This window comes from Streptomyces noursei (genome assembly GCF_001646665.1).
GTDB lineage: Bacteria > Actinomycetota > Actinomycetes > Streptomycetales > Streptomycetaceae > Streptomyces > Streptomyces lavendulocolor.
In genome coordinates this window covers 149123-167784 of sequence record NZ_LWBU01000035.1, presented here as the reverse complement: position 1 = coordinate 167784, position 18662 = coordinate 149123, and the positions used below count along the sequence as shown (strand labels likewise).

The 18662-nt window shown below is 74.6% G+C and carries 17 protein-coding genes; 14 read left to right on the top strand and 3 right to left on the bottom strand.

Annotated features, from left to right (window positions below; genetic code table 11):
* Positions 1-514: 514 nt before the first annotated feature.
* Entirely contained in the window at positions 515-1324 is an 810-nt protein-coding gene (locus tag A4V12_RS04080) for an ATP-grasp domain-containing protein (protein WP_064067829.1), read from the bottom strand.
* 188 nt (positions 1325-1512) lie between these two features.
* Between A4V12_RS04080 and A4V12_RS04075 the strand changes: the two genes are divergently transcribed.
* The 8 genes from A4V12_RS04075 (at position 1513) to A4V12_RS04040 (ending at position 10268) form a co-directional block, all read left to right on the top strand.
* Complete coding sequence (locus tag A4V12_RS04075; RefSeq protein ID WP_064067781.1) at positions 1513-2283, top strand: GntR family transcriptional regulator; 771 nt, start codon at positions 1513-1515, stop codon at positions 2281-2283.
* 42 nt (positions 2284-2325) lie between these two features.
* Positions 2326-2553 carry a 4Fe-4S dicluster domain-containing protein gene (locus tag A4V12_RS04070; protein ID WP_064067780.1) on the top strand — a complete coding sequence of 76 codons (228 nt, stop codon included), beginning with the start codon at positions 2326-2328 and terminating at the stop codon, positions 2551-2553.
* Between the two features lie 13 nt (positions 2554-2566).
* Positions 2567-3928, top strand: a complete 1362-nt coding sequence (locus A4V12_RS04065; protein WP_064067779.1) for an ABC transporter substrate-binding protein — start codon at positions 2567-2569, stop codon at positions 3926-3928.
* Positions 3925-4821, top strand: coding sequence for an ABC transporter permease (locus A4V12_RS04060; protein WP_064067778.1), 897 nt, complete (start codon positions 3925-3927; stop codon positions 4819-4821). Before A4V12_RS04065 ends, A4V12_RS04060 begins: the two co-directional genes overlap by 4 nt.
* 266 nt (positions 4822-5087) lie before the next feature.
* Positions 5088-5792 (top strand): ABC transporter ATP-binding protein, encoded by a 705-nt coding sequence (locus A4V12_RS04055; RefSeq protein WP_064067828.1) that lies wholly within the window; start codon positions 5088-5090, stop codon positions 5790-5792.
* 12 nt (positions 5793-5804) lie between these two features.
* Entirely contained in the window at positions 5805-8528 is a 2724-nt protein-coding gene (locus A4V12_RS04050; RefSeq protein WP_064067777.1) for a fumarate reductase/succinate dehydrogenase flavoprotein subunit, read from the top strand.
* Between the two features lie 423 nt (positions 8529-8951).
* Positions 8952-9764 carry a DUF2637 domain-containing protein gene (locus A4V12_RS04045; protein WP_107415308.1) on the top strand — a complete coding sequence of 271 codons (813 nt, stop codon included), beginning with the start codon at positions 8952-8954 and terminating at the stop codon, positions 9762-9764.
* Between the two features lie 81 nt (positions 9765-9845).
* The gene (locus A4V12_RS04040; protein WP_064067776.1) at positions 9846-10268 is read left to right on the top strand and encodes an acyl-CoA thioesterase; all 423 of its coding nucleotides are present in this window, start codon (positions 9846-9848) and stop codon (positions 10266-10268) included.
* Between the two features lie 84 nt (positions 10269-10352).
* On the opposite strand, the gene A4V12_RS04035 is transcribed toward A4V12_RS04040, so the two are convergent.
* A complete protein-coding gene (locus A4V12_RS04035) occupies positions 10353-12848 on the bottom strand; it encodes an ATP-binding protein (protein ID WP_064067775.1) in 2496 nt (831 codons plus the stop codon).
* 187 nt (positions 12849-13035) lie between these two features.
* Here A4V12_RS04035 and A4V12_RS04030 point away from each other — a divergent pair, with 187 nt between their 5' ends.
* A complete protein-coding gene (locus tag A4V12_RS04030) occupies positions 13036-13491 on the top strand; it encodes a carboxymuconolactone decarboxylase family protein (RefSeq protein ID WP_064067774.1) in 456 nt (151 codons plus the stop codon).
* Positions 13492-13605: 114 nt separating this feature from the next.
* On the top strand, positions 13606-14064 hold the full coding sequence (locus tag A4V12_RS04025; protein ID WP_064067773.1) for an iron chaperone: 459 nt from the start codon (positions 13606-13608) through the stop codon (positions 14062-14064).
* Positions 14065-14403: 339 nt separating this feature from the next.
* Here the strand turns inward: A4V12_RS04025 and A4V12_RS04020 are convergent, their stop codons facing one another.
* Positions 14404-15018, bottom strand: coding sequence for a TetR/AcrR family transcriptional regulator (locus A4V12_RS04020; RefSeq protein ID WP_064067772.1), 615 nt, complete (start codon positions 15016-15018; stop codon positions 14404-14406).
* Positions 15019-15088: 70 nt separating this feature from the next.
* Here A4V12_RS04020 and A4V12_RS04015 point away from each other — a divergent pair, with 70 nt between their 5' ends.
* From A4V12_RS04015 to A4V12_RS04000, 4 genes are all read left to right on the top strand, one after another.
* Positions 15089-15682 (top strand): peroxiredoxin-like family protein, encoded by a 594-nt coding sequence (locus A4V12_RS04015; protein ID WP_064067771.1) that lies wholly within the window; start codon positions 15089-15091, stop codon positions 15680-15682.
* A gap of 133 nt (positions 15683-15815) precedes the next feature.
* The gene (locus A4V12_RS04010) at positions 15816-16301 is read left to right on the top strand and encodes an ATP-binding protein (protein ID WP_079136790.1); all 486 of its coding nucleotides are present in this window, start codon (positions 15816-15818) and stop codon (positions 16299-16301) included.
* Between the two features lie 87 nt (positions 16302-16388).
* Positions 16389-16742: an STAS domain-containing protein gene (locus tag A4V12_RS04005; RefSeq protein ID WP_064067770.1), complete on the top strand. Its 354-nt coding sequence runs from the start codon at positions 16389-16391 to the stop codon at positions 16740-16742.
* Positions 16743-17364: 622 nt separating this feature from the next.
* Complete coding sequence (locus A4V12_RS04000) at positions 17365-18576, top strand: phospholipase D-like domain-containing protein (RefSeq protein ID WP_064067769.1); 1212 nt, start codon at positions 17365-17367, stop codon at positions 18574-18576.
* The last annotated feature ends 86 nt before the right edge of the window (positions 18577-18662 follow it).

Here is an 18662-nt window from a genome sequence, read left to right as displayed (position 1 = left end):
TCGTCGGAGAGGGAGTGAGGCGGCACGCACGGGGGCACGCACCGGAGCGCGGCTCCGCTGCCCGACCCCGGGGGAGGGAGCGGACGGGGAGGGAAGAGGGTGACGCCCGTGTGCCGCCCGCCGGTCAGGGTGCCGGCGGTGCGGCCGCACGCGGGCGGTGAGGGACCGGACGGTCCGGGCGGGCAGGGGCACTCAGGCCCCCGATGCGCCTAACAGCCGCAGAGGTCGAACGCACAGAGGGTGCCTGCGCATCGTCGGAGGTCGACGTGGCGCCGCGCGGAGAAGTTCGCTGACTGGCTCACGTCCATGAGGCTCGCAGCGGGCATCGGGCACGTCAATGCGGGCAACGGCGCCGTCTCACGTTCGGCATTCACCGCCATGTGCCCGCAGCGCGCCGTTCACAATGCGCCCCCGGGCATCCCCCTGTCCGCCGGCCCCCTGCCGAGGACAGGACCGGGCCCATCCCCCTGCTCACCGCCCCCCTGCCCGCGCCCAAAACCGGGGCACAGACCCGTCAGGTCCGGACGAAGGGGCGGTCCCGCGGCGCGAGGCGGTCGCGCGGGCCCGCGGAACGCAGGACCACGTCCAGTGCCCGGTCCGGGTCGGCGGCGTAACAGTTGCTGAACCACGCCATGTTCGCCTCGACCACCGCCCAGCCCTCCGCGTCCCCCGGCCGGGAGGCCGTCACCAGCCCCACGTCCACGACCACGGCCCCGGGCAGGGTGTCCCCGTACGCCCCCAGCAGCTCCGCCGCGAAGCCCAGGACGGCGGCGCGGTGCCGGTGCCCGTCGAGCGGCACCGCGTCGAGCCTGCCGAAGGTGGCGTACTGCGACCCCGTGCGCACCTCCCCGTCCAGGACGAACAGCCGGAACTCCGCCTCCCAGGTGACCACGTCGCTGATCAGCACCGGAGTGTCCCCCGACAGCCCGGGCACGTCGCGGGGGAGCCGGCCGCCGTCGGCGTACACCGCCGCCGGGAAGCTCTTGTCGCTCGGCGGCTTCACGAACGCGGGGCGGGTCAGCAGCCGTGCCTCGCCCAGCGTCGCCGCGACGACCCCGCGGAGGGTGTACGCCTCCGGCAGCGCCGCCGGCCAGTCGTCCGCGGGTTCCAGCAGCCCCACCCCCAGCTCGTCCACCACTCCGGCGGCGAAGTTCGGCCCCCCGTAGTAGTGGACGCCCGCGGAGGACCAGGGTGCGAGCACGTCCGCGGAGCCCCGGGACGGGAGCGCCTCCACCCGCATGCCCCGCCGCACGGCCGCGGCCGACAGCAGCGCACCCGTCGAGGTGCGCTGCGGGGACAGGGCGAGGACTCCGTGGTCGTTCATGGTCGACGACCCTGCCACCGTCACCGCGGGGCGGTCCACGCGGTTTCCGGCGGGAAACCGCGCGCCACTTGTGGCAGATCTTTCGCCACCCTTCGTAAAAGTGCAGGTCAAAGCCGTGTTCCGGGTTTCGGAAGTGGCGCAATACTGTGGCAACACCATGGAGCGCCCGGCGTCGGTATGGTCCGGCCATGCCCGCCGAACGCACCCGTGAACACGCGGCCCCCGTCGCCGCCGCCCGCCGGCGACGACTGCGCGCCGACCGGGCGCGGCAGCTCGCCGACCTGCTGCGGCACCAGGCGCGCACCACCGGCTTCCCCGGCGGCGTCCTGCCGCTGGAGGGCCGGATCGGAGCCGACTACGGCGTGTCCCGCAACACCGTGCGCCAGGCGCTCGACCTGCTCCGCACCGAAGGACTCGTCGAACGGCAGCCGGGCGTCGGGACCGTGCTGGTGGCCGAGAAGTACCCGCACGGTCTCGACCGGCTCCAGGGGCTCGCCGAGACCCTGCACGAGCACGGCGTGGTGACCAACGAGGTGCGGACGGCCGGACCGGTCCCGGCGCCCGTGCCGGTCGCCCGGCGGCTGGCCCTGCCCGAACGCTCCGAGGTCCTGTGCGTCGAGCGGCTGCGCAGGCTGAACGGACTGCCGCTGTCGCTCGACCTGACGTACATCCCGATGGACGTCGGCGCGGGCCTGCTCGACTGCGACCTGGAACACAACGACGTGTTCCGGCTCCTGGAACGACTCACCGGACAGGCCCTCGGATCGGCCGACATCACCCTTGAGGCCGTCAACGCCGACGCCCACTCCGCCGCCGTGCTGGAAGCCCCGCGCGGCGCCGCCGTCCTCATGCTGGAACGCCTCACCCACCTGTGCGACGGGCGGCCCGTGGACCTGGAGTTCATCCGGTTCCGCGGTGACCGCATCACCATGAGCGGGCTGCTGCACCGCTCCCGCTGAACCCTCCCCGCCTCCCCGACCCGCCCCTCCCTGGAGACAGCCATGCCCCTGGCGCCCCAGCGTGCCGACGTGCCCGTGACCATCGACGAGTCGAAGTGCATCGACGGCTGCACCCTCTGCGTCGACATGTGCCCGCTCGACTCGCTCGCGATCAACCCCGACAGCGGCAAGGCCTACATGCACGTCGACGAGTGCTGGTACTGCGGCCCGTGCGCCGCCCGGTGCCCCACCGGCGCCGTCGAGGTCAACATGCCCTACCTGCTCCGCTGAAAGGCCGTCCCCCATGAACCGCACAGGGCTTCCCACCGCCGCCCTCGCCACTCTCCTGACCGCCGCCCTCGTCACCGGATGCGGCGGCGACGCCGACGCCGGCGACTCCCGTACCGTCATCGTCACCGTCGGCTACCAGTCCCGGACCATCAACACCGTCACCGCCGGCACCCTGCTGCGCGAACTGGGCTACTTCGAGCAGGAACTCGCCAAGCGCGGCGCCCGGGACGGCGTCACGTACAAGGTGCGGTGGCAGGACTACGCCACCGGGGCGCCGATCACCGCCCAGATGACCGCCGGCCGGATCGACATCGGCTCCATGGGGGACTTCCCCCTGCTGATCAACGCGGCGCGCGGCGAACAGCTCGACCGGCCCACCCGGCTCGTCTCCGTCACCGGCTACAACCTCCGCGGCGGCCTCAACACCATCGTCACCGCACCGGACTCTCCCCTGCGCAGCCTGCGCGACCTGCGCGGCCGGAAGGTGTCGACGTCCGTGGGCTCGGCGGCCGACGGGACGCTCGTACGGGCCCTCCAGCGGGCCGGCATCGACCCGGAGAAGGACGTCCGCAAGCTCAACCAGCAGCCCTCCGTGGGCGCCTCGGCCCTCCAGGCCGGCAGCGCCGACGCGCTCTCGCAGTTCGTCGCCTGGCCCGGCCTCCTCGCCCACCAGGGCCGCGCGAAGGCCCTGTACGACGGCGCCGAGCTGAACCTGCCCACCTTCCACGGCGTCACCGTGCGCGAGGAGTTCGCCAAGGAGCGGCCCGCCGTGCTGGAGGCGTTCCTGCGGGCCCAGATCCGGGCCACCGACCACCTCCACGACAAGCCCTTGGCGGCGGCCGAATCGGTCGCCCGCGCCACCGGCCTGCCGCCCGAGGTCGTCTACCTCTACAACGGCGCCCACGGCATCGCCACCTTCGACCCCACCCTCAAGCCGGCCCTCGTGGACGCCCTGAAGAAGGACGTACCGGTGCTGAAGTCGGCGAAACTGGTCGGCGACGTCGACGTCGACGCGTTCGTCGACGACCGGTACGTCAAGAAGGCCTACGGCGACGCGTACGCAAAGGCCGTCGCCGCCAAGGCACCCGCCGCCCGCGCCGAGCTGTGGCTGAAGGACGGCGGCACCCGCTCGTTCCGCACCCCGGCCGAACTGCTGGCCGCCGTGAACGCCGCCGGCACCGCCGTGCGCGCCGCGTACGTCCCCGACACCTCGACCGGCACCCTGTGGTTCGCCGACAAGGCGGTGTGGGTGGCGGACGGGCCGCGGCTGCTGCCGTTCGTCACCGCCGCCGGGGCCGCCGCGTACACGGCCGCCCACCCCGGGGCGCGGACCGTTCCGTACGCCCAGGCGCTGGGCCGGCGGGGCGCGTCGTGACCGGGCGCCGTGCGCTGAGGGCGCTGTCCCTGGCCGGCGCGCTGGCCCTGTGGCAGGTGCTGACCACGTACGACGTCAACCTGTGGCTGCGGTTCGAGCAGTTCCCGACCGTGACCGACGTCGCCCGCACCTTCGCGCGGCGGGCCGCCGGCGACGCGTACTGGCAGGACCTCGCCGACAGCCTCACCCGCATCGTCACCGGCTTCCTCCTGGCGGCGGTCGCCGGTGTGGCCGTCGGCACGGCGATCGCCCGCTCCCGGCTCGTGGCCGACCTGGTGGGCCCGGTCCTCGAAGTCCTCCGGCCCATCCCGGCCATCGCCCTGGTGCCGGTGGCGATCCTGCTGTTCCCGAGCAACGAGCAGGGAATCGTCTTCATCACCTTCACGGCGGCGTTCTTCCCCGTCCTGGTGTCCACCCGGCACGCGGTGCGCGCGCTCCCGCCGGTCTGGGAGGAGGCGGTGCGCACCATGGGCGGCGGCCGGTGGCGCGTCCTCGGGTCGGTGGTGCTGCCCGGAGCGCTGCCGGGCGTGCTCGGCGGGCTGTCGGTCGGCATCGGCGTGTCCTGGATCTGCGTGATCTCCGCCGAGATGATCTCCGGCGAGTACGGGGTCGGGTACCGCACGTGGCAGGACTACACGGTCGTGGACTACCCCGGGGTGTTCGTCGGGATGGTGACCATCGGCCTGCTCGGTTGGCTGACCTCGACGGCCGTGGAGGTCCTCGGGCGCCGGCTGACCCGGTGGCTGCCGCGGTCCGCGGTCCACGAGCCGCCGCCCCCCGCCCGGCGGGCCCGCCGGGGCACCGCGCCGGGACCGGACGGCCCCGGACCGCGCGGACGAGCGGCCGGCCCCGCGCCGGCCCGTGTTCCCGTACGAGAGGAAACCGCGTCATGACCGGTACCACGGGCAGCACCGGCACCACGGACACCAACATCACGGGCACCAGCCCCACCGGCACCGGCACCGGCACCGACACCCCAGGCACCGACACCACGGACACCAGCCCCACCAGCACCAGCACCAGCACCAGCACCAACATCGCGGACACCAGCAACACCGGCACCACGGGTTCCGCCACCACCGGCACCACGGTCCCCGCCACCACCACCGGCGGCACCGGCCACCCACCGGCCCGCGGCACCCGCGGCGCCCGCCTCACGCTGCGCGGGGCGGTGCTCGGCCACGCCGGGGCCGCCGTCGTCGACGGCATCGACCTCGACGTCGAACCCGGTGAGATCCTCACCGTCGTCGGCCCCTCCGGATGCGGCAAGTCGACGCTGCTGCGCACGCTCGCCGGGCTGCTCCCCGTCCTGGGCGGCGACGTCACCCAGGACGGGACCCCCGTCACCGGCCCCGGCGCCGACCGGGCGCTGGTGTTCCAGGAGGACGCCCTGCTGCCCTGGCGCACCGTGCGCGCCAACGTCGAACTGCCCCTGGCCGTCCGGGGCGTACGGCGCGCCGAACGGCGGGCGGCCGCCGAGGAGTGGCTGGAGCGCGTCGGCCTCGCCGGGCACGCCCGCGCCCACCCCCACCGCATCTCCGGCGGCCAGCGCCAGCGCGTCCAGCTCGCCCGCGCCCTGGCCGGCGGTCCGCGCGCGGTGCTCATGGACGAGCCGTTCGGCGCCCTCGACGCCCGGACCCGGGCCGAGATGCAGCAGTTGCTCATCGACGTGCTGCGGGGCACCGGAGCGACCGTCGTCTTCGTCACGCACGACGTCGACGAGGCCGTCTTCCTCGGCGACCGGGTCGCGCTGCTCGGCACCGGCCGCGTCCTGCCCGTACCGCGCCCCCGCGAACGCCACGACCCCAGCGAGCCCGCCACCGGTGCCCTGCGCCGCGCGGTCCTCGCATCGCTCAGCACCTGAGAGGCACGCACCATGGACATCCCCTCCCTCACGGCCGCCGAGGAGCTCTCCTGCGACGTCCTCGTCATCGGAGGCGGTACGGCCGGGACGATGGCGGCGCTGACCGCCGCGGAGCACGGCGCGGACGTCCTGCTCCTGGAGAAGGCGCACGTCCGGCACTCCGGTGCGCTCGCCATGGGCATGGACGGTGTCAACAACGCCGTCATCCCGGGACGGGCCGAACCCGACGACTACGTCGCCGAGATCACCCGCGCCAACGACGGCGTCGTCGACCAGTCCACCGTCCGGCAGACCGCCACCCGCGGCTTCGCGATGGTGCGGCGACTGGAGTCGTACGGGGTGAAGTTCGAGAAGGACGAGCACGGCGACTACGCCGTCCGCCAGGTCCACCGCTCCGGCTCCTACGTCCTGCCCATGCCGGAGGGCAAGGACGTCAAGAAGGTCCTCTACCGGCGGCTGCGCCGCCGCGAGATGCGCGAACGCATCCGCATCGAGAACCGGGTGATGCCGGTGCGCGTCCTGACCGGCGACGACGGCCGGGCGATCGGCGCCGCCGGGTTCCACACCCGCACCGGCGCCTTCGTGACCGTACGGGCGGGCGCGGTGATCCTCGCCACCGGGGCGGCCGGCCGGCTCGGGCTGCCCGCGTCCGGCTACCTGTACGGCACGTACGAGAACCCCACCAACGCCGGCGACGGCTACGCCATGGCGTACCACGCGGGCGCCGAGCTCACCGGCATCGAGTGCTTCCAGATCAACCCGCTCATCAAGGACTACAACGGCCCCGCCTGCGCCTACGTCGCCAACCCGTTCGGCGGCTACCAGGTCAACCGGCACGGCGAGCGGTTCGTGGACTCGGACTACTGGTCGGGCGCGATGATGGCCGAGTTCGCCGAGGAGCTCGCCTCCGACCGCGGCCCGGTCTACCTCAAGCTCAGCCACCTCCCCGAGGAGTCGGTGGCCGCCCTCGAAGGCATCCTGCACACCACCGAACGCCCCACCCGGGGAACCTTCCACGCGAACCGCGGCCACGACTACCGCACCCACGACATCGAGATGCACATCTCCGAAATCGGCCTGTGCGGCGGCCACTCCGCCTCCGGCGTCCGCGTCGACGACCACGCCCGCACCACCGTCCCCCGGCTGTACGCCGCCGGGGACCTGGCCTGCGTCCCGCACAACTACATGATCGGCGCCTTCGTCTTCGGGGACCTGGCCGGCGAGGACGCCTCGCGGTACCGGGCGTACGAGGGCGAACTCCCGGCCGCGCAACTGCGCGAGGCCCACGAGCTGATCTACCGGCCGCTGCGCAACCCCGACGGCCCGCCGCAGCCTCAGGTCGAGTACAAGCTGCGCCGGTTCGTGAACGACTACGTGGCCCCGCCCAAGTCCGGGGCCCGGCTGTCGCTCGCCGTCGAGCACTTCGAGCGGATGCGCGGCGAGATCGCCGGCATGGGCGCGACCACCCCGCACGAGCTGATGCGCTGCGCCGAGGTGACCTTCATCCGGGACTGCGCCGAGATGGCGGCCCGCGCGTCGCTGGCCAGGACCGAGTCGCGCTGGGGCCTGTACCACGAGCGCACCGACCACCCCCGGCGCGACGACGAGACCTGGCTGCACCACCTGGACCTGCGCAAGTCGGCGTCCGGCGCCATGGAGTTCACCGCCCGGCCGGTCGCGCCCTACCTGGTGCCGGTCGACGAGTACGCCCCGGTCGGCGGGCCCTCCCGGCACTTGGGCGAGGTGGCGCTGGAACAGGTCGCGACCGCCGGGCCGCGCGAGGCCGCGCCGGCCGTCGCCCGGGGCGCCGCGCCCGTACGCGACCGTGCCCGGGCCGCGACCGCGTCCCCGCGCATCCTGGAGCTGCTGGCCCTGGCCGAGGACACCCCGGGCCTCGCCCCGCTCCTGCCCTACCTGGCGGACCCGGACCCGGCCGTGCGCCGTGCCGCCGTGGCCACGCTCACCGAGACCACGCCGGACGGTACGGGCGCCGCGCTCGCCCGGGCGCTCGCGGACGACGACGCGGGCGTCCGGGCCGCTGCCGCGGACTCGCTGCGCGAACTGGTCGAGACCCTGCCTCCTGACCCGGAGCTGCGCGACGGCCTGGTCGCCGCGCTCTCCTCGGCCGACCCCGTGGTCCGCGCGGCCGCACCGGCCCTCCTGCGCGCACTGCGCCTGGGCGACGCCGACCTGTTCGCCCCCCGGCTCGCCGACCCGGACCGGGCCGTACGCGTGGAGACGGTCCGTGCCCTGGTCTCGGTCGACGCCGTCGGGGCCCTGGCCACGGCCGCCCGCGACGCCGACCGCGAGGTGCGCGTCGCCACCGCGAAGGGCCTCGCCGCGGTGGCGGCACCCCCTGGGGACGGCGCCCTCCTGCTCGACACACTGGCACTGCTGGTGGCCGACGCCGACCCCCTCGTGCGGGGGGCCGCCTTCGAGGCGCTGGGCACGACCGGCTGCCCGGCCGGGCCGGCGCGGACGGCACTCGCCGCCCTCACCGACGGGGCCTGGCGCGCCCGGGCCGGCGCCGCGACCGCCCTCGGCGCGGCCGACCCCGCCGTGGCGGTCCCGGCCCTGGCCGAGGCGCTCGACGACACCCACGCCGATGTGCGCAAGGCCGCGGTCCTCGCCCTGCTGCGGCACCGTACGGACGAGCGGGCCCGCAGCGCACTGGCGGGTGCCACGGACGACACGGACGCCGACGTCCGCGCGTACGCGGCCCGCGGCGGCGCCTGAGCGGTTCCTTTCCTTTCTCCGCCGGAGTTCGGTATTTCCTCTTGCGCACGAGGGGAAAGGGAAGGAGTCACTGCGATGTCTCCTACACGCCATATGAGCGATAAACCGCCCGCGGGACACCCGAATGCCCCAGTGTTGTCACCCTGATGATGCGCATCTGGACCAAGATCCGTTGCGTTAAGGGGAATATGACCACCGTACAGGGGAGTGTCTCGCCGCCCCGTGATCCGGCCGGGCACGGCGGGTGCGACCCCGCCGGAACCGCCCGGCCGGGCACGCGGGCACGCACGCCCCGACATTCCGCCGCGGCCGTGGGGGAAAGCACCACACCGGGTCACGGCGGCATGAGCGGAATTCATGACGGATTCGACACCGCCGCACGGTCGGCGTCCCCTTCCGGAGAAGACGGCGAACGGGTCCGTGATGCGTGAGATGCCCGGCCCCCTGGTTCACGACCACGAGAACGAGGGGGCCGGCCTCTGGCCGACCCCCTCGTCCGACGCGCCGTCCCTCTCCTGGGACGAGGAACTGGCCACCCTCCTGGGCGAGTCCGCCCCGGCCCACGAGCCGTGGACCCCGCCCCCCGCCGTCCCCGGCGGCACCCCCGTCCCCGTCCCTGAAGCGCCCGCCCCGAAGTCGTCCGCCGAGGGCCCACCCGCAGAGGGCCCACCCGCGGCGGGACGCCACCACGGCACCGCCGGTGCCCCGCCGGCGCACCGGCCCCCGCGGAACCACCGCCGGGCCGCCCCGAGGAGGCGCGCCCTCTCCCTGCTGCGCACCGGCAGCCTCCTCATCGCCGCGCTCACCGCCGTCGTCGTCTCCATGGTCGGCGTGTACGGCGGCATGGTCGCCTACGCGCCCCTGCTGCGGAGCGCCGCCGGGTCCGGAACGCCCGCCGGGGTGGTCCGGTGGTGGCCCCTCCTGGTCTACGGACCCTGGCTGGTCGCGTCCCTGTCCATCATCAGAGCGGCGTTCCACCGCCGCCGCGCCCTTCACTCCTGGGCCGCCGTCCTGCTGTTCTCGGCGATCGCGACGGCGCTCTGCGTCGCCCAGGCGCCGCGCACCCCGCTCGACGCGGCGGCCGCGGCCCTGCCCGCCGTGGCCGCGCTGGCCTGCTTCCACCAGCTCGTACGGCAGATCACCCTGACCCGGCCGCCCCTGCGGAGCGCGCCCCGCCACCGCGACGCGCACCCCCGCCCTCCGGGCGGACGCCGATACTTTGCGGACACTCCCTAGGATCGATCACGCCCCGCCCCGGCGGGGCGGTCGTCCGGTGAGCGGGCGCGCGGTCGATGCGCCGGCGTCGAGAGGAGCAGCGTGGCAGAGCCCTTTTCCGTCCCCGTCGTGGTGCGCGGGTACGAGACCGACACCCAGGGACACCTCAACCAGGCCGTCTACCTCCAGTACGCGGAGCACGCCCGCTGGTCGATGCTGCAGAAGGCCGGCATCCGGCAGCAGGACCTGCTGGAGCGGAACCTCGGCCCCGTCGCCCTGGAGGTGACGGTCCGTTACCGCCGCGAGCTGCGCGCGGGCGACGAGGTGGAGGTGACCTGCGCCTTCCTCTGGGGAGAGGGCAAGACGTTCCGCATCGAGCAGACGATCCTGACGGCGGACGGGACGGTGGCCGCCGAAGTGTCCGGCGTCGGCGGCCTGATGGACCTGGAGCGGCGCCGGCTCGTCCCCGATCCGCGCGAGCGGTTCACGGCCCTGGCCGACGCCCCGGAGGTCTTCGGCCTCTGATCCGGCCACCACGCCCGGCACGCCGCGGACCCGGCCCCGCGCCGCCCCGTGCCCCCGTGTCCCGTGCCCCGTGTCCCGGGACGTTCAGCGGACGGGTGCGGCGACGGGTTCGGTGCGGGGCCCGGGGACGGGGCCGGAGTCGCGCAGGGCCTCGATCCTCCCGGCGGCCGCGCGGTGCTCGGCGGCCGCCACCGGATCGGTCGTGTCGAGCACGGCCGCGATCCCCTCGTGGGCCAGCCCCTCCTCGTGCCGGTGGCCCAGCTGCGGGGCCAGCTCGAGGGCTTCCCGGTGCAGCCGCAGGGCCTCCTCGGGCAGCCCCGCGAGCCGGCAGGTCTCCGCATACCCGTTGAGGAAGCGGATCTTCCAGTGCTCCTCGAACAGCTCGTCCAGGAGCGCGAAGGCCTCCCGGTGGCTGGCCAGCGCCTCCTCGTACCGCCCCATCCGCCGCAGCGCCACGCCCAGGCAGTTCAGCGTCCACGCCTGGTTGTTCAGGTGCCCGTCCTCACGGGCCAGCGCCAGCGCCCGGCGCAGGTGCTCCGTCGCCTCGTCGGGCTCGTCGGGGGCGAGGGCCACGCCGAGGGTGATCCTGGCGGTGAGGGCGGGCGGCCACGCGGGGTCGTCGTGCGGGACGGCCAGCACCTCCCGGGCCCGCCGCGCCGCCTCCTCGCGGTGCCCCAGCTGCAGCAGGGCCCACGCCTCCGCGACCGCCGCGTGGGCCGCCTCCATCGGGTGGCCGGCCTCCTCGTACCGCCGCACCGCGAGCCGGAACAGCGCCAGCGGCTCCTCCACGAGCCCCTCGTCCCACCGCAGGTAGCCGCGGCGCAGGGCCAGTTCCGCCCCGGCCCGTACGTCCCCGGTACCGGACACCCGCCGCCCGGCCTCCTCGTAGGCGGCGGCGGCCTCCGCCATCCGGCCCGCGTTGTAGCGCGCGAAGCCCAGGTCGCTGTGCGCCTCGGCCAGCCGGAGCGGATCACCCAGCCGCTCGGCGGCGGCGAGCGACCGCTCGAAGAGCACGTTCAGGTGCGTCGTGCCGCAGCGCCGTGCGAAGTACGCCCGCAGGAAGCGGGGCAGCTCGCACACGTGCACGTCCGCCCCGGTCGCCGCCGCCGTCTCGAAGGCGGCCATCAGGTTGCCGTACTCCGCGACGAGCCAGTCGAAGGCCGCGGCCTTGTCCGGGAAACGCGGCAGTTCGGCCGGGGGCCGGCCCGCGGAGGCCGCCCGCCCTGCCGAGGGGAACGGCATCGCGGCGTCGGCGGCGGCCGCCGCGTGGACGTAGTAGTCGAGCACCCGGCGCAGCGCCCGCTCCCGCTCGGCTGGCGGGTCCTGTTCGGCACCGGCCCGCCGGGCGTGCTGGTGCACCAGGTCGTGCAGCCGGTAACGGCCGGCCACCGGCTGCTGGACCAGGTGCGCGTCGTGCAGGTCCTCCAGCATCGCCCGTGCGCCGCGCAGCGGTACGCCCGCCAGCGCCGCGGCCACGTACACGTCGAAGGCCGCCCCCGGCAGCAGGCCCAGCATCCGGAACAGGCGGGCCTGGTCCCGGGGCAGCTGCCGCACGGACATGGCGAAGGCGGTGTCGAACTCGTCGGCGCCCTCGGCCATCCGCTCGACGAGGATGCCCACGGTCCACCCCGGCCGGTGCCTCAGCCGCGCCGCGGCCAGCCGCAGGGCCAGCGGCAGGTGGCCGCAGAGCCGCAGCACCTCGGCGGCCGCCCCGGGGTCCCGGGCGAGCCTGCCGTCCGGGCCGCCGGGGTCGCCGCTGGCCCGGGCCAGCAGCTCCGCGCTCTCCCGAGGGCTCAGCACGTCGAGCGAGACCGGCGGCACCTCCTCCAGGCCCAGCAGCCGGTTGCGGCTGGTGATCAGGGCGACGGAGGAGCCGGCACCGGGCAGCAGCGGGCGGACCTGTTCGGCGTCGGCGGCGTTGTCGAGGACCACGACGGCCCGGCGGCGGGCCAGTTCGGACCGCCAGCACGCGGCCAGCTGCTCGATGCCGTCCTGCGGCACCCGCTCGGACGGGACGCCCAGCGCGCCCAGCAGCATGCGCAGGGCGGAGTCCGGATCGAGCGGCGGCCGGCCCTCGGTGAACCCGTGCAGGTCCACGTAGAGCTGGGCGTCCGGGAAACGGCCCGTGAGCCGGTGGGCCGCGTGCACCGCCAGGCACGTCTTGCCGACGCCCGCCATCCCGTCGACGGCGACGATCCGGTGGCTGTCCACCGCGGCCAGCAGGGCGTCCAGTTGCTCCTGCCTCCCGGTGAAGTCCGGTACGTCGCGCGGCAGGTCGTTGCGGGGCCGCGGCTGCACCTGGCGGCCCGCCTTCGGCGGCGCCGGCAGCGGGTTCGACGACCGCTCCCACAAGGGGCGCAGGGGTCGCGGGTCGCGCTTCACACGGCGGCAGAGCGCGACCACCGCGGGCCACGGCGGCACGGTCCGGCCGTTCAGGTAGCGCGACAGCGACGAGGAGCTGAGGCCGGTGTCCTTCGCCAGCGCCCGCACGCCCAGCCCGGACAGCTCCTGGAGCCGCCGCAGCCGCGCCGCCAGCTCCTCCTGCGGATCGGCCGCGGCCGTCCTCTCCTGCACACCCATCGTTCCCCCGTTCCACGGACTCCCCGTCCCACTGCCGCTGCAGTCTGCTGGGCCAAGTCGTCCCTGGTCAAGGCTGGTTCAGGTGTCCCACGGTGTCCCACGGCCGTGGTGGTGGCGGGCCGTTCGGGCTGTGATGGAGCCACACCCCGCGAGGACGGGGCGACCACCGGAAGAAGGAGCGGAAACGATGCAGTCCCGAATGAAGAACCCCGCCATGGTGCTGCCCGACACCATGCAGCCCATCCAGCAGCTGCTCAAGGCTGCCCGGTCCGGGGGCGTGGAGGCACAGACGCTCGAACTGGTGCACCTGCGGGTCAGCCAGATCAACGGGTGCAGCGCCTGCGTCGACGGCGGCGCCAGGACCGCCCGCAAGGCCGGGGTGAGCGACGAGCGGCTGGCGACGGTCGCCGCGTGGCGCGAGACCCCCTACTTCACGGCCCCGGAGCGGGCCGCCCTGGCGCTGGCGGAGGCCGCGACGCGGCTGGCCGACCGGCCGGACGCGGTGGACGACGAGGTCTGGGACGCGGCCGCCACCCACTTCGACGAGAAGCAGCTGGCGTCGCTCGTGCTGATGGTCGGCGTCACCAACCTGTTCAACCGGCTCAACGCCACCACCCGCCAGATCGCCGGCGCCTGGGGCTGACGGCCCCCGGCCCCCGCCCCCCCGGGCCCCCACCCCGCCGCCACCCCCCGAATCCGCTTCCTGCGCCCCGAGCCCCGGGCCGGGAACCCACCACCCACAGCGAAGGAACCCGTCATGAAGGTCGCCCAGAAGCCCGCCGGGACGTCCGAGGTCCTCACCGACGAGGAGCGCGACGCCATCAAGGCACGCGCCCGGGAACTCAAGGCGTCCGCACGCCGCGGATCACGCGCCGACAAGGCGGCGGAGGACGAGGCCGCCGTACTGGCGAAGATCGCCGAGATGCAGGAGACCGACCGCGTCATGGCCGAGCGCCTGCACGCCGTGGTCAAGGAGAGCGCACCCGAACTCGCGCCCAAGCTCTGGTACGGGATGCCCGCCTACGCCAAGGGCGGCAAGGTCGTCTGCTTCTTCCAGAGCGCGCAGAAGTTCCGGACGCGGTACGCGACGTTCGGGTTCAGCGACCTGGCGGCCCTCGACGACGGTGCCATGTGGCCCGCCTCGTACGCCCTGAAGGAGCTGACCGCCGCCGACGAGGCGAGGATCGGCGCGCTCGTGCGGAGGGCGGTGGGCTGAGCCCCGTACGCGGGGGGCGGCACCGGAGAGCCGCCCCCGCGCCCGTCATGCGGCCGGTCCGGCCGGTCCGGGCGGGTAACCGTACGGAGTGGGCGATCGGGTCGCCGGGGTGCTGGAAGTGCGCCGCCATGGGCACGCCCCTGCGGTACGCGTCGAGTCCGGCGCGGCAGAAGGCCACCATGTCGTCCGGCAGCGCGGCGAGCGGGACCCAGGTCAACTCGCTGCACAGGTGCGGCTCGCGGATCGAGGGCGTGCCCCGCCGGCGCACGGCCTCCAGGAAGAAGCCGACCCGCGCACCGCCGCCGGGGCGCGGTGGTGGACGGGTGGTCATCCGGTGGGTCAGTCGCGCAGGCCGCGCAGCAGCAGGGCGAGTCCGCCGAAGAACTCCTGGTCCGGATCGACGTTCCGGGCGTGCCGGGCCGTCTCGGCCATGTGCGGGAACTCGTCCGGCGGCAGCTCCCCGATGGCGGTCGTGCCGTCGCCGGACAGCGGCCCGAGGTGTTCCAGCTGGATGGCGCCGATGACGTAACCGAGCAGCCCGCGCAGGGCGACGACGCGCCGCTCACCCGTGAGACCCGCCTCCGTGAGGATGCCGAGAACCGTCTCCGACCAGCGGAGCCCGCCGGGGGAGCGGTGCCGGTGGACCAGGGTCAGCGGGACGGTCGCCGGGTGGGCGCTCATGGTGTCGCGCAGGCGCCGCACCATGGTCTCGACCCGCTCGGGCCAGGGCGCGTGCGGTGGGGGAGGCGTGGGGTCGACGTCGTCCAGCACGAGGTCGACGACGAGGCGTTCGAGTTCCTCGCGGTCGTCGACGTAGCGGTAGAGCGCCATGGTGCTCAGGCCGAGCTCCTGCGCGACCGCGCGCATCGACAGTCCGGCGAGCCCTTCGCGGTCGATGACGGCGAGGGCCGCGGCGGCCAGTTGACGGGGCGTGAGGGAACGGGGACGTGGCATGACGGTTGACAGCGTACGACATACACCTACGCTGGTAGGCGTATGCCGTACGCCTACGAAGGGAACCCGCATGCGCACCTCCCGAAGGCAGTTGACCCCCGGCTCCGTCGTCGGCTCCCGCCCCCTCGCCCCCGTCTGCGGTCCGCCGGTCACCGTCCCCGCCGGTGACCGGCTGGTCCACCTCCAGTTCCGGCGCTTCGCCGGCTGCCCGGTCTGCAACCTGCACCTGCGGTCCGTGGTGCGCCGGCACGACGAGATCGAGGCGGCCGGCGTCCGCGAGGTCGTGGTCTTCCACTCACCGGCCGGTCAACTGCGCGAGTACGCGGCCGACCTGCCGTTCGCCGTCGTCGCCGATCCGGGCAAGCGCCTGTACGCGGAGTTCGGCGTCGGGTCCGCGCGCCGGGCGCTGCTCGACCCCCGCGTGTGGCCGCACGTGCTGCGGGCGCTCCTGCGCAGCACGGTGATGCTGGTGCGCGGGCGGGAAGGGCTGCCGTCCCCGCGTCAGCCCGAGGGCCGGCTGGGCCTCCCGGCGGACTTCCTCCTCGCCCCCGACGGCACCGTGCTGGCCGTCAAGTACGGCGAGCACGCGTACGACCAGTGGTCGGTCGACGAGCTGCTGGAGCTGGCGGCACGGACGCCGGGACCGTCGCCCGTGTCCGGCTGACCGCTCCGGCGGCCCCGGCGCCCGTGTCCCCGCGCGCAGGTGACCGTGCGCCGGTGTCCCGGCCGGATTCGGGACGGGCAAAGCGGGGAAAGGCAGCGGGAGGAAGACCGGAGCGGGTGAGGGGGGAGCGTGGATGAGCGGTGACAAGACGGCCTCCCTCGAGGCCGAGAGACCGGAGCGCGGAGCCGGACGGTCCTCCGGGCGGACGGGGTCCCCCGGGCCGGCCCCGGGCCGCTCCGCCTCGAAGACGTACACCGACCTCCAGGACGTCATCGGATCGGCCAGGGACTTCACCGCCGCCTTCCTGCTGGCGGAGGTCCGCCGCGGCAGGGGCGTCCGGCGGCGGGCCGTGGAGGACGCCCGGCTCGTGGTCAGCGAGTTGGTCACCAACGCCGTCAGGCACGCCGCCGGCCCCTGCCGGGTCGACCTCCGCCTGGCGGCCGGGACGCTGGAGATCTCCGTGTCCGACGGGGACGGGGAGGCCCCCGTGGCACACGCGCCGGACCCGGGAAGGGTGGGGCAGCACGGGCTGGAGATCGTCCTCGCGCTGTGCCGCAGCGTGCACGTGGAGCCGACATCCTCCGGGAAGCGTGTGCGGGCGTGCCTCGTGGTGGACTGAGGGCGATCATGTCGCCGGACGGTTGGAACGCGTCAGACCGGGTACCGCCGCGCGGGTACCGAGCACAGGCTTGAGGAGGAAGCGGGAATGGACCAGTCCGGGGTACGGGTGCGCGTCGAGGTTCGTCCGGCCGGCGTCGGTGTCGGCGTCGTGGCCATCGGCGGTGAGCTGGACCACGACGGCGTGGGCCTGCTGGAGGAAGCGGTCGGGTCCCTGCGCGAGCAGGACGTGCACCGCCTGCTGCTCGACCTGTCCGAGCTGACTTTCATGGACTCCTCCGGGGTCAACGCCTTCCTCCGCGCCCAGCGCGGCAGCCGGGCAGGCGGCGGATGGGTGCGGCTGGCCAACCCCCAGCCGTCGGTGCTCAGAGTCATCGAACTCGTCGGCCTCGGTGAGGCGATTCCCCTCTATCCCACGGTGGGCGACGCGCTGGCGGCCTGAACCGGGGCGGGGGAGCCACCCGCGGCCCCGCCCGTCGGCCCTCCGCCCAGCCCTGCCCGTCGGCCCTCGACGGTACGGCGCCGTGGTGACCGGCGCCGTCACCCCGGCCCCCGTGGCGTGCCGGTGTTCGCCTCGCCGTCGTACCGGCCCCCTGGCGAGGCGGTCACCCCGGGCAGCGTCCTCCTCCCGTACGGGGTGGTCGTGATGGTCCCCGGCGTCGCGCACGCGCCCACCCGGCCCGTCCCGCGCCGCGTGGTACGGCCCTGACGTGGCGATCCCATGCCGACCGCCGTGCGACAGCAACACCACGCCCGCCGGGCGAGGCCGGGACCATGTCCGCCCACCCGACCCGGCGGTGCCGGAAACCGCCGCGCCGGGCGGTGCGTCGCACCGGCACGCCCGCCACGGCTCCGCGCGGTGCCCGCCTGCCACCCGCCCGGAACCCGCCGCGCCGGGTGGCCGGGGACGGCACCGGCGCCCGGCATCCGCCGGCCGCGCCACGAGGCGCCGGTCACCTCCCGGCGTGGAACGGCCCGGCCAGGGAATGCGGAGCATCGTCCGCACCGACGCGGGCCCACGGCCGCCGGCGCGGCCGGGGACCCGGAGAACCCCAGGAGGCGTCATGACCGTCACCGACCCCGTAAGATCCGCCGACCCGGCCGCACCGGCGCACGGCGTCGAGGAGCAGAAGCAGCGGCTGCGCCGGCGTCTGGAACGCCTCATCGGAGCCGCCGCCACCGAGGGCAACCAGCTCCTGCGCCTCCGCAACGGCGACGAGATCTTCCCCGCCATGCTGGACGCCATCCGTGCCGCGGAGCACACCATCGACATGATGACCTTCGTCTACTGGCGCGGCGAGATAGCCCGGGAGTTCGCCGGGGCCCTCGCCGACCGGGCCCGCGCCGGAGTACGCGTACGGCTGCTGCTCGACGGCTTCGGCGCCCGGCGCATCGAGACCGGCCTGCTCGACGACATGGAGGCGGCCGGCGTCCACGTCGCCTGGTTCCGCAAGCCGCTGTGGCTCTCCCCCCTCAAGCAGAACCACCGCTGCCACCGCAAGGTCCTCGTCGTCGACGAGCACACCGCCTTCACGGGCGGCGTCGGCATCGCGGAGGAGTGGTGCGGCGACGCCCGCAACCCCGGCGAGTGGCGCGACACCCACGTCCAGGTGCGCGGTCCGGCCGTCGACGGCATAGCCGCGGCCTTCGCCCAGAACTGGGCGGAGTGCCACGCGGAGCTGTACGACGACCGGGACCGCTTCACCGAACACGCCCAGCACGGCGACGCGGTCGTGCAGGTGGTGCGCGGCTCCGCCAGCATCGGCTGGCAGGACATGCAGACGCTCATCCGCGTCATGCTCACCTCCGCCCAGCGGCGCTTCCGCCTGGCGACCGCCTACTTCGCCCCCGACCAGTACTTCGTCGACCTGCTCTGCGCCACCGCCAGGCGCGGGGTCTCGGTGCAGATCCTGCTGCCGGGCGAGCACACCGACCAGCGGGCCAGCCAGCTGGCCGGGCAGCGCCACTACAGCGCCCTGCTCGAAGCCGGCGTCGACATCCGCCAGTACCGGCCCACCATGATGCACGCCAAAATCATCACCGTGGACGGGGTGGCGTCCCTCATCGGGTCCACCAACTTCAACCGGCGCTCCATGGACCACGACGAGGAGGTGATGCTCGCCGTGCTCGACGAGTCGTTCACCGCCACCCTCGACACGGACTTCGACGCGGACCTCGCCGTCAGCGAGCCCCTCACCCCCGGCCGGTGGCGGAGGCGCCCCATGTTCCACCGCGCCCTGGAGGCGGCGGTCAGCCCCATCCGGCGGTTCCTCTGACGGCCGCCCGACCGAATGTGAAATTGGTGTGCATGAGCAGCGCGGATCGGGGTACGCGCTGATCACCGGCTTGCCGGATGATCAAT

Coding starts and splice junctions, on each gene's coding strand:
- A4V12_RS04080 (WP_064067829.1), bottom strand. CDS start 1,324: ATGAACGACCACGGAGTCCTCGCCCTGTCCCCGCAGCGCACCTCGACG.
- A4V12_RS04075 (WP_064067781.1), top strand. CDS start 1,513: ATGCCCGCCGAACGCACCCGTGAACACGCGGCCCCCGTCGCCGCCGCC.
- A4V12_RS04070 (WP_064067780.1), top strand. CDS start 2,326: ATGCCCCTGGCGCCCCAGCGTGCCGACGTGCCCGTGACCATCGACGAG.
- A4V12_RS04065 (WP_064067779.1), top strand. CDS start 2,567: ATGAACCGCACAGGGCTTCCCACCGCCGCCCTCGCCACTCTCCTGACC.
- A4V12_RS04050 (WP_064067777.1), top strand. CDS start 5,805: ATGGACATCCCCTCCCTCACGGCCGCCGAGGAGCTCTCCTGCGACGTC.
- A4V12_RS04045 (WP_107415308.1), top strand. CDS start 8,952: ATGCGTGAGATGCCCGGCCCCCTGGTTCACGACCACGAGAACGAGGGG.
- A4V12_RS04035 (WP_064067775.1), bottom strand. CDS start 12,848: ATGGGTGTGCAGGAGAGGACGGCCGCGGCCGATCCGCAGGAGGAGCTG.
- A4V12_RS04030 (WP_064067774.1), top strand. CDS start 13,036: ATGCAGTCCCGAATGAAGAACCCCGCCATGGTGCTGCCCGACACCATG.
- A4V12_RS04025 (WP_064067773.1), top strand. CDS start 13,606: ATGAAGGTCGCCCAGAAGCCCGCCGGGACGTCCGAGGTCCTCACCGAC.
- A4V12_RS04020 (WP_064067772.1), bottom strand. CDS start 15,018: ATGCCACGTCCCCGTTCCCTCACGCCCCGTCAACTGGCCGCCGCGGCC.
- A4V12_RS04015 (WP_064067771.1), top strand. CDS start 15,089: ATGCGCACCTCCCGAAGGCAGTTGACCCCCGGCTCCGTCGTCGGCTCC.
- A4V12_RS04010 (WP_079136790.1), top strand. CDS start 15,816: ATGAGCGGTGACAAGACGGCCTCCCTCGAGGCCGAGAGACCGGAGCGC.
- A4V12_RS04005 (WP_064067770.1), top strand. CDS start 16,389: ATGGACCAGTCCGGGGTACGGGTGCGCGTCGAGGTTCGTCCGGCCGGC.
- A4V12_RS04000 (WP_064067769.1), top strand. CDS start 17,365: ATGACCGTCACCGACCCCGTAAGATCCGCCGACCCGGCCGCACCGGCG.